This is a genomic window from Streptomyces sp. YS415 (assembly GCF_023544665.1).
Lineage (GTDB): Bacteria > Actinomycetota > Actinomycetes > Streptomycetales > Streptomycetaceae > Streptomyces.
Genome location: NZ_JAMJFL010000002.1, coordinates 382,596 through 391,227 on the forward strand (window position 1 = coordinate 382,596; position 8,632 = coordinate 391,227).

At 72.5% G+C, this 8,632-nt stretch carries 9 protein-coding genes and 1 riboswitch; of the genes, 3 read left to right on the plus strand and 6 right to left on the minus strand.

Annotated features, from left to right (window positions below; translation table 11 throughout):
- Position 1: 1 nt before the first annotated feature.
- Positions 2-1,207, minus strand: coding sequence for an ornithine--oxo-acid transaminase (gene rocD, locus M8H82_RS04750; RefSeq protein WP_250071120.1), 1,206 nt, complete (start codon positions 1,205-1,207; stop codon positions 2-4).
- 100 nt (positions 1,208-1,307) lie between these two features.
- Positions 1,308-1,397, plus strand: a riboswitch (ZMP/ZTP riboswitch).
- Positions 1,398-1,430: 33 nt separating this feature from the next.
- Between rocD and M8H82_RS04755 the strand changes: the two genes are divergently transcribed.
- The gene (locus M8H82_RS04755) at positions 1,431-2,879 is read left to right on the plus strand and encodes a glycine hydroxymethyltransferase (RefSeq protein ID WP_250071121.1); all 1,449 of its coding nucleotides are present in this window, start codon (positions 1,431-1,433) and stop codon (positions 2,877-2,879) included.
- A 108-nt stretch (positions 2,880-2,987) separates the two neighbouring features.
- Here M8H82_RS04755 and M8H82_RS04760 read toward each other — a convergent pair whose 3' ends face one another.
- From M8H82_RS04760 to M8H82_RS04775, 4 genes are all read right to left on the minus strand, one after another.
- On the minus strand, positions 2,988-3,686 hold the full coding sequence (locus M8H82_RS04760) for a hypothetical protein (RefSeq protein ID WP_250071122.1): 699 nt from the start codon (positions 3,684-3,686) through the stop codon (positions 2,988-2,990).
- Between the two features lie 43 nt (positions 3,687-3,729).
- Positions 3,730-4,494 carry a hypothetical protein gene (locus tag M8H82_RS04765; protein ID WP_250071123.1) on the minus strand — a complete coding sequence of 255 codons (765 nt, stop codon included), beginning with the start codon at positions 4,492-4,494 and terminating at the stop codon, positions 3,730-3,732.
- Between the two features lie 99 nt (positions 4,495-4,593).
- On the minus strand, positions 4,594-5,478 hold the full coding sequence (locus M8H82_RS04770; RefSeq protein ID WP_250071124.1) for a hypothetical protein: 885 nt from the start codon (positions 5,476-5,478) through the stop codon (positions 4,594-4,596).
- Complete coding sequence (locus tag M8H82_RS04775) at positions 5,471-6,031, minus strand: RNA polymerase sigma factor (protein ID WP_250071125.1); 561 nt, start codon at positions 6,029-6,031, stop codon at positions 5,471-5,473. The genes M8H82_RS04770 and M8H82_RS04775 overlap by 8 nt, the downstream gene beginning before the upstream one ends.
- Positions 6,032-6,173: 142 nt before the next feature.
- Between M8H82_RS04775 and trpS the strand changes: the two genes are divergently transcribed.
- Together trpS and M8H82_RS04785 are read left to right on the plus strand one after the other, a co-directional pair.
- Positions 6,174-7,187, plus strand: coding sequence for a tryptophan--tRNA ligase (gene trpS / locus M8H82_RS04780; protein ID WP_250071126.1), 1,014 nt, complete (start codon positions 6,174-6,176; stop codon positions 7,185-7,187).
- 138 nt (positions 7,188-7,325) lie between these two features.
- On the plus strand, positions 7,326-7,904 hold the full coding sequence (locus tag M8H82_RS04785; RefSeq protein WP_250071127.1) for a 2'-5' RNA ligase family protein: 579 nt from the start codon (positions 7,326-7,328) through the stop codon (positions 7,902-7,904).
- Between the two features lie 10 nt (positions 7,905-7,914).
- On the opposite strand, the gene M8H82_RS04790 is transcribed toward M8H82_RS04785, so the two are convergent.
- Positions 7,915-8,632: decaprenylphospho-beta-D-erythro-pentofuranosid-2-ulose 2-reductase (locus M8H82_RS04790; protein ID WP_250071128.1), on the minus strand; the 718-nt coding region annotated here is incomplete at its 5' end.

Sequence of the window (8,632 nt, forward strand, 5' to 3'; positions counted from 1 at the left end):
CCTAGACCCCCAGCACCGCCCGCAGCTGGGCGAGCCCCCAGTCCAGATCCTCCTCGCCGATCACCAGCGGCGGGGCGATCCGGATCGTTGCGCCATGGGTGTCCTTCACCAGCACACCCCGCTCCATGAGCTTCTCCGACACCTCCCGGCCCGTCCCGTACGCCGGGGCGATGTCCACCCCCGCCCACAGCCCGCGCCCGCGCGCCTGCGTCACCCGCCCGGTGTCCACCAGGGCGGCCAGCTCCCGGTGCAGATGCGCGCCGAGCTCGGCGGACCGCGCCTGGTACTCGCCCGACCGCACCATCGCGATCACCTCCAGCGCCACCGCACAGGCCAGCGGATTGCCCCCGAACGTCGACCCGTGCTCCCCGGGCCGGAACACCCCCAGCACCTCGGCCGACGACACCACCGCCGACACCGGCACCACCCCGCCGCCGAGCGCCTTGCCCAGCACATACATGTCCGGCACCACCCCCTCGTGCTCACACGCGAAGGTCCGCCCCGTCCGCCCGAGCCCCGACTGGATCTCATCGGCCACGAACAGCACGTTCCGCTCCCGGGCCAGCTCCCGCACCGCCGGCAGATAACCGGACGGCGGCACGATCACCCCCGACTCGCCCTGGATCGGCTCCAGCAGCACCGCGACCGTGTTCTCCGTCATCGCCTCCCGCATCGCCGTCGCATCCCCGTACGGCACGATCTCGAAGCCGGCCGTGTACGGCCCGAAGTCGGCGCGCGCCTCCCGGTCGGTGGAGAAGCTGACGACCGTCGTCGTACGACCGTGGAAGTTGCCGCCCGCGACCACGATCTTCGCCATCTCCGCGGGCACGCCCTTGACCCGGTAGCCCCACTTCCGGGCCGTCTTCACCGCGGTCTCCACCGCCTCCGCGCCGGTGTTCATCGGCAGCACCATCTCCATGCCGCACAGCCCCGCCAGCTCCTCGCAGAACGCGGCGTACCGGTCGTGATGGAACGCCCGCGACGTCAGCGTCACCCGCTCCAGCTGAGCCTTGGCCGCCTCGATGATCCGCCGGTTGCGGTGACCGAAGTTGAGCGCCGAGTAACCGGCCAGCAGATCCAGATACCGCCGCCCCTCCACATCCGTCATCCACGCCCCGTCGCCCGAGGCGACGACGACCGGCAGCGGCGCGTAGTTGTGCGCACCGTGCGCCTCGGCCGCGGCGATGAGGGTTTCCGTAGTGGTCACGGGACCTCCAGAAGACACCGGGAGACAAGCGGACCCCCTTCCTATCCTTGCTCGGATGGTGGACGCGGGACCTTCACCCGGCGGCGCGCCCGGTAGGCTGACGACGGGCCGTGACTGGCGCGCTGGGATGGGACCGACCATCGGGGAGCGGCCCGGTCGTGACTGTGTGCCGTGCGCCTGGGCCGAACCGTGAACGCTGGAACCACGCCGTCCGGAGGCCGACTTGCCCGAGCAGCCCCTTTCCCACGAATCCACCGCCTTCCGCGCCGCCCTCGACGTCATCCGCGCCGTGGAACCGCGGGTCGCCGACGCCATCGGCCAGGAGGTCCACGACCAGCGCGAGATGCTCAAGCTGATCGCCTCCGAGAACTACGCCTCCCCGGCCACCCTGCTGGCGATGGGCAACTGGTTCAGCGACAAGTACGCCGAGGGCACCGTCGGCCGCCGCTTCTACGCCGGCTGCCGCAACGTCGACACCGTCGAGTCGCTCGCCGCCGAACACGCCAGGGAACTCTTCGGCGCCCGTCACGCCTACGTCCAGCCGCACTCCGGCATCGATGCCAACCTCGTCGCCTTCTGGTCGGTCCTCGCCGCCCGGGTCGAGGCCCCCGCCCTGGAGAAGGCCGGCGTCCGTCAGGTCAACGAGCTCTCCGACGCCGACTGGGCCGAACTGCGCCAGGCCTTCGGCAACCAGCGCATGCTCGGCATGTCCCTGGACGCCGGCGGCCACCTCACCCACGGCTTCCGCCCGAACATCTCCGGCAAGATGTTCGACCAGCGCTCCTACGGCACGGACCCCTCCACCGGCCTCATCGACTACGAGGCGCTGCGCACCTCCGCCCGCGACTTCAAGCCGCTGATCATCGTCGCCGGCTACTCCGCCTACCCCCGTCTGGTGAACTTCCGGATCATGCGGGAGATCGCCGACGAGGTCGGCGCGACCCTGATGGTCGACATGGCCCACTTCGCGGGCCTGGTCGCCGGCAAGGTCCTCACCGGCGACTTCGACCCGGTCCCGCACGCCCAGATCGTCACCACGACCACCCACAAGTCGCTGCGCGGCCCGCGCGGCGGCATGGTGCTGTGCGACGACTCCCTCAAGGACCAGGTCGACCGCGGCTGCCCGATGGTCCTCGGCGGCCCGCTCCCGCACGTCATGGCGGCCAAGGCCGTCGCCCTCGCCGAGGCCCGGCAGCCCTCCTTCCAGGACTACGCCCAGCGCATCGTCGACAACTCCCGCGCCCTCGCCGAGGGGCTGATGCGCCGGGGCGCGACCCTGGTCACGGGCGGCACGGACAACCACCTCAACCTGATCGACGTGGCCACCTCCTACGGCCTCACCGGCCGCCAGGCCGAGGCCGCGCTGCTGGAGTCCGGCATCGTCACCAACCGCAACGCCATCCCGGCCGACCCCAACGGCGCCTGGTACACCTCCGGCATCCGCATCGGCACCCCGGCCCTGACCACCCGCGGTCTGGGCACCGCCGAGATGGACGAGGTCGCCGGTCTCATCGACCGCGTCCTGACCACCGCGGAGGCCGGCACCACCAAGTCCGGCGCCCCCTCCAAGGCCGCCCACGTCCTCGACCCCAAGATCGCGGACGAGATCTCCCGCCGGGCGACCGACCTGGTGGCCGGCTTCCCGCTGTACCCGGAGATCGACCTCGGCTGAACCGGCGCTCCCTGTCGAGTTGTCAAAGATCGGTGCCGCTCGAAGATCAGTGCCGCTCGAAGACCGGTGCCGCTCACAGACCGGTGCCGCTTCACAGACCGATGACGGTCACAGGTCGATGAGCTCCTGTCGTGGCTCCTCCCGCGGCGGCCCCCCTCCAGGGCGGGCCGCCGCGCGGCGTATCGCCAGGGTGCCGCCCGCCCCGGCCGCGAAGCCCAGGGCCAGTCCCGGTATCGCCCACCACACGGCGTCCACCGCCGGGACCGGTTCCCCGGCCCCGGCCGAGGCACCGCGCACCGGGCCGCCGAACAGCCCCGACCGGTCCAGCCGCTCGAAGACCGAGCGCGGCGCCCGATGCCAGCGGATATCGTCGTCCTCCACATGCGGCGCCGGATCGGACCGCACCCAGGGTGTGCCGTCCTCGGCGACGAACAGCTGATCCCGCCGCTCCAGGGCCACGCCCCCGCGCGGGGTACTGCCGGTCGTGGACCGGCCGCCCACCCCCGTCAGCCCCCACACCACCGTGAGCCGCACCGGCGGATGCCGGCCCTCGCTCCACGCCTCGGGCACCCGCTCGGTCCCGGTGTACGTCGGCTCCAGCAGCTGCCACAGCCGGGCGAACCGCTCTTCCCCGGACCGCATCACGGTCGGCTGCCCCGCGCGACCCGCGGCCACCATCGCCAGATCGGGGGCCCGAGCCGCACCCACCGCCCCGGCCGCCGGTGCCCCGCCGCACAGCGCCAGCGCCACCGACACCGGCCCCAGCAGCACCAGCCGCGCGGCCATCCGCCCCCTGGGCACGCTCATCCGCCCTCGACCTCCCCCTGCCGATCCCGTCCGCCCGTGCCCGTCACGCGTCCCGCAGCTCCTGCCGGGGCCCCGGCTCGCCTCTCCGGCCGCCCAGCGGCAACCGTGCGGCGAAGGGCCGCAGAGTCAGCGCCAGCACCGCCCCGGCCGCTCCGCCGGGCAGGGCCCACCACCAGTCGGTGTCCTCGCTCGTCCCCGGCGCCGCCGCGGGCCGGGCCGCCGCGACGCCCTCCGCCGGCACCTCGGTCTCCGTCCCCGCCTCCGTATCCGTATCCGGGACACTCCCTTGCTCCCCGTCGGTCGTGTACATCTCCGCCAGCGAGAAGGACGTCAGGTCCGCACCGTCGTCCCCCCTGCCCAGCACGCCCAGATCCGTCAGCAGGGCCCGCAGTCGCTCGGGTTTCGGGGCGCGGTGCCAGCTGCCCTCCGTCGGTTCGGTGATGTTCATGGCCCGGTGCACCCAGACGTCCGTGCCCTCGGTGGCGGGGAAGATGTGATCGACCCGCCAGGGAGAGGTGTCGTGCACCAGCCAGGTGACGGTGACGCGCCGGTCCGCCATCGCGTCCTTGGGCGGGGCGCCCAGGGTGCCCGCCAGAAGGAGGGAGTCCAGCTGGGCGTACTTGCGGTCCGTGGTGTACAGCCCCGCCGCCTTCCCGGTCTCCGGCGAGGCCAGGAACGCACTCGTCGGCCCCCCGGCCGAGGCCGGCGCCGCACCCCACACCGACATCCCCAGCGCCATGGTCAACACCCCCGCCAGCGCCGTCAGCCGCCGCCGTCCGCCTCTCGAGCCGAGCACTCGCCTGCGCATCCGAACCCCCAAGCAGTCGATCACCGAGCGGCCCGTCCGCGAGCCGCGTGTCACTTCTGGTACACCGCCCGGCCCGCCGGAGTTCCCACCCCCGTCGGACTATTCGGAGGTCTCTTCCGGCGACTGCGCTGCCTCCAGCGACGTCGCGATCTCCACCGCCCGCTCCTTCGACGTGACCCCCTCCAGCCGCAGCGTGAGGACGTCGTCGTCCGCCGTGCCCGTCCCGTGCATCCACAGCAGGGTCGGCCCCGCGGTCCGCTCCTTGCGGGCGTACGGGCCACCGTCCGCCCCCACCAGCCAGAAACTCAGCAGATGCGGCCGTGCGAACCACAGCGCCGGCTCCAACGCCGAGGAGCCCTCCAGCGTGAGCCACTGCGGCTGCTCCCGCACGGTCTTGATGAAACCGGTGTCCAGCCGGTCCGGGAACTCGTCCAGCCGGATCGTCCGGCCGCCCTCCTGCCAGCACAGACTCACCAGGAACCGCCCCTGCGGCTCCCCGGTCACCGTCACCGCGTCCGGCGCGCCCAGGGCGTCGGGAACGGCGGGCTCGAACCCGGCCCGGCGCCCGGCCTGCGCGAGCGACACCGACCCCGTGCCCTCGCAGCGGGGCAACTCGGCGCTCGCCGAGGGCCGGGCCGACGGGTCGTAGCGCACCTCGACCCCGCCGAAGCCGAACCAGTCGAGGACCGCCGCCCGCACCGGGGGCGTGAACACGAGCACCGCGAGCAGACCGCACAGCCCCGCCGTCAGCGAACGCCGGCGCGCCCGCGCCCACCGCCGTGCCGCACGCACCCGCTCCCGGGCCCCGGCCGGCTCGGCCACCGGCGTCGGGATCCGCTCGGCGAGTATCTGCCCCAGCACCCGCTCGGCCATCGTCTCGGCGCCGTCCGCCCCCGGCCGGTCCAGGGACCGCCCGAGCGACCGCAGCTCCTCCGGCAGCCCGCGGCTGCGGTCACCGTCGTACGCCTCGCGTTCCTCACTCATGCTCCTCACCCCCTTCCCCGGGCTCGAAGTCCGGCAGCAGCCTTCCCAGCTTGCGCAGTGCGCGATTGAGCCGGGACTTCACCGTCCCCCGGGGCCAGCCCAGTGCCTGGGCCGTCTCCGGCTCGTCCATCTCCAGCAGATAGCGGTAGGTGACGACCAGGCGATGCTCCTCGCTCAGTTTCTCCAGGGCGGCCAGCAGGGCCGCGCGGCGCTCCGTGCGCAGCGTCGCCGCCGCCGGATCCGCCGATTCCGGTATCAGCGGCTCGGCCTCCACGAAGGCCGCCTCCCGGCCGGCGAGCGTGCGCTGCCGGGCCGCCGTGCGCACCGTGTTCCTCGTCTCATTGGCGACGATCGACAGCAGCCACGGCCGGAACGCAGAGCCGTCCCGGAACCGCCCCAGCGCGCAGTACGCCTTGACGAAGGCCTGCTGCACCACGTCCTCCGCGTCCGCACCGGCTCCGAGCGCGGCGGCCGCCCGCAGGGCGATGCCCGTATGGGCACGCACCAGCTCCGCGTACGCCTCCGGATCCCCGGCGCGTACGCGAGCGATCACCACGGCCTCATCGACGATGCGGCCCCCCTCCCGCGTTCTCACACCCTTGTTACACCGCGGCAGACGGATCGGTTCCCACCTGTTGCGGACCAGTTCCCGATCGGTTCCGGATCGGGCGCCGGGACCTGAGAGAATGGTGAGCATGGCTTCTGACCGACCCCGCGTGCTCTCCGGAATCCAGCCCACCGCCGGCTCGTTCCACCTCGGCAACTACCTGGGCGCCGTCCGCCAGTGGGTGGCCCTCCAGGAGACCCACGACGCGTTCTACATGGTCGTCGACCTGCACGCGATCACGGTCCCGCAGGACCCCGAGCAGCTGCGCGCGAACACCCGGCTGGCCGTCGCCCAGCTCCTCGCCGCCGGTCTCGACCCCGAGCGCTGCACGCTCTTCGTCCAGAGCCACGTCCCCGAGCACGCCCAGCTCGGCTGGGTCATGAACTGCCTCACCGGTTTCGGCGAGGCCTCCCGCATGACCCAGTTCAAGGACAAGTCCGCCAAGCAGGGCACGGAGCGGGCCTCCGTCGGCCTGTTCACGTACCCGGTCCTCCAGGTCGCCGACATCCTGCTCTACCAGGCCAACGAGGTCCCGGTCGGCGAGGACCAGCGCCAGCACATCGAGCTGACCCGCGACCTCGCCGAGCGCTTCAACGGCCGGTTCGGCGCGACCTTCACGATCCCCAAGCCGTACATCCTCAAGGAGACGGCGAAGATCTACGACCTCCAGGACCCGTCGATCAAGATGAGCAAGTCGGCGTCCACGCCGAAGGGCCTGATCAACCTCCTCGACGAGCCCAAGGCCACCGCGAAGAAGGTCAAGAGCGCGGTCACCGACACCGACACCGTCATCCGCTACGACGCCGCGAACAAGCCGGGCGTCAGCAACCTGCTCTCGATCTACTCGACCCTCACGGGGGCCGGAATCGCGGAACTGGAGCAGAAGTACGACGGCAAGGGCTACGGTGCGCTCAAGACGGACCTGGCCGAGGTCATGGTCGAGTTCGTGACGCCGTTCCGGGAGCGGACCCAGCAGTATCTGGACGACCCGGAGACGCTCGACTCGATCCTGGCCAAGGGCGCGGAGAAGGCGCGTGCCGTCGCCGCGGAGACGCTGGCGCAGGCCTACGACAGGGTCGGCTTCCTGCCCGCCAAGCACTGAGGCGCACCACCGCACACACGTACCACTGGGCAGAGCGCTGCACATCACTTCGGTTGCGCCTGCCCCCAGCACAGCCGTGGCCGTACAGTCGATAGCCGACGGCTGAGAGAACCGACCGTCACGACGACAGGAGACGACGTGGGGACCGTAACGATCGGCGTGTCGATCGCGGTCCCGGAGCCTCACGGCAGCCTGCTCCAGGAGCGGCGCGCGGGCTTCGGCGACGCCGCGGCTCACGGCATCCCCACGCATGTCACCCTGCTGCCGCCGACCGAGGTGGACGCCTCGCTGCTGCCGGCGATCGAGGCGCATCTGAGGGAGGTGGCGGCGGCCGGGCGGCCCTTCCCGATGCGGTTGTCGGGCACAGGCACCTTCCGGCCCCTGTCACCGGTCGTCTTCGTCCAGGTCGCCGAGGGGGCGGAGGCGTGCACGTGGCTGCAGAAGCAGGTGCGGGACGCGTCCGGTCCCGTCTCGCGTGACCTGCAGTTCCCGTACCACCCGCATGTGACGGTCGCGCACGGCATCGACGACGCGGCGATGGACCGCGCGTTCGAGGAACTCGCCGACTACGAGGCCGAGTGGCCCTGCACCGGGTTCGCGCTCTACGAGCAGGGCGCGGACGGCGTCTGGCGCAAGCTGCGGGAGTACGCCTTCGGCGGGGCGGTGGTGCCGCCGCAGGCGAGCCATGTGGAGCGCGGGTCCATCCCGGCGAATTAGCTCCGCAGGCCTAGATCGGCAGCCGCCGGAACACGCCACGCGGCAGGTGCCGCAGCGCCGACATCACCACGCGCAGCACACCCGGCACCCACACCGTCTCCGACCGCCGCCGGAGCCCCAGCTCGATCGCCGTCGCCACGGCCTCCGGGGTCGTCGCCAGGGGGGATTCCTCCAGGCCGGCGGTCATCTTCGAGCGTACGAAGCCGGGGCGTACGACCATCACGTGGGCGCCCGTGCCGTGCAGGGCGTCGCCGAGGCCCTGGGCGAAGGCGTCGAGGCCCGCCTTGCTGGAGCCGTAGATGAAGTTGGCGCGGCGGGCGCGTTCGCCGGCCACCGAGGACAGCACGACCAGGGAGCCGTGGCCCTGGTCCTGGAGCGCGCGGGCGCAGATCAGGCCCGCCGAGACCGCGCCGGTGTAGTTCGTCCGGGCCACGCGCACCGCCGCCGCCGGGTCGCGCTCGTCGTGGGCCTGGTCGCCGAGGACGCCGAACGCCAGCAGCACGAGGTCGATGTCCCCCTCGGCGAAGATCTTGCCGAGCACCCATTCGTGGGACTCGGTGTCCAGCGCGTCGAAGGCGACGGTGTGCACTCGGGCGCCCAGCGCGCGCAGATGCTCGGCCGACTCCTCCAGGGCGGGCGTCGGACGCCCCGCCAGCCACACCGTGCGGGTGCGCCGGGCGATCATCCGGCGGGCGGTGGCCATCGCGATCTCGGACGTGCCACCGCGA

Bases quoted from the DNA above. Each gene is read 5' to 3' on its own strand.
- M8H82_RS04760 (WP_250071122.1), bottom strand. From the start codon at position 3,686: ATGAGCGTGCCCAGGGGGCGGATGGCCGCGCGGCTGGTGCTGCTGGGG.
- M8H82_RS04765 (WP_250071123.1), bottom strand. From the start codon at position 4,494: ATGCGCAGGCGAGTGCTCGGCTCGAGAGGCGGACGGCGGCGGCTGACG.
- M8H82_RS04770 (WP_250071124.1), bottom strand. From the start codon at position 5,478: ATGAGTGAGGAACGCGAGGCGTACGACGGTGACCGCAGCCGCGGGCTG.
- trpS (WP_250071126.1), top strand. From the start codon at position 6,174: ATGGCTTCTGACCGACCCCGCGTGCTCTCCGGAATCCAGCCCACCGCC.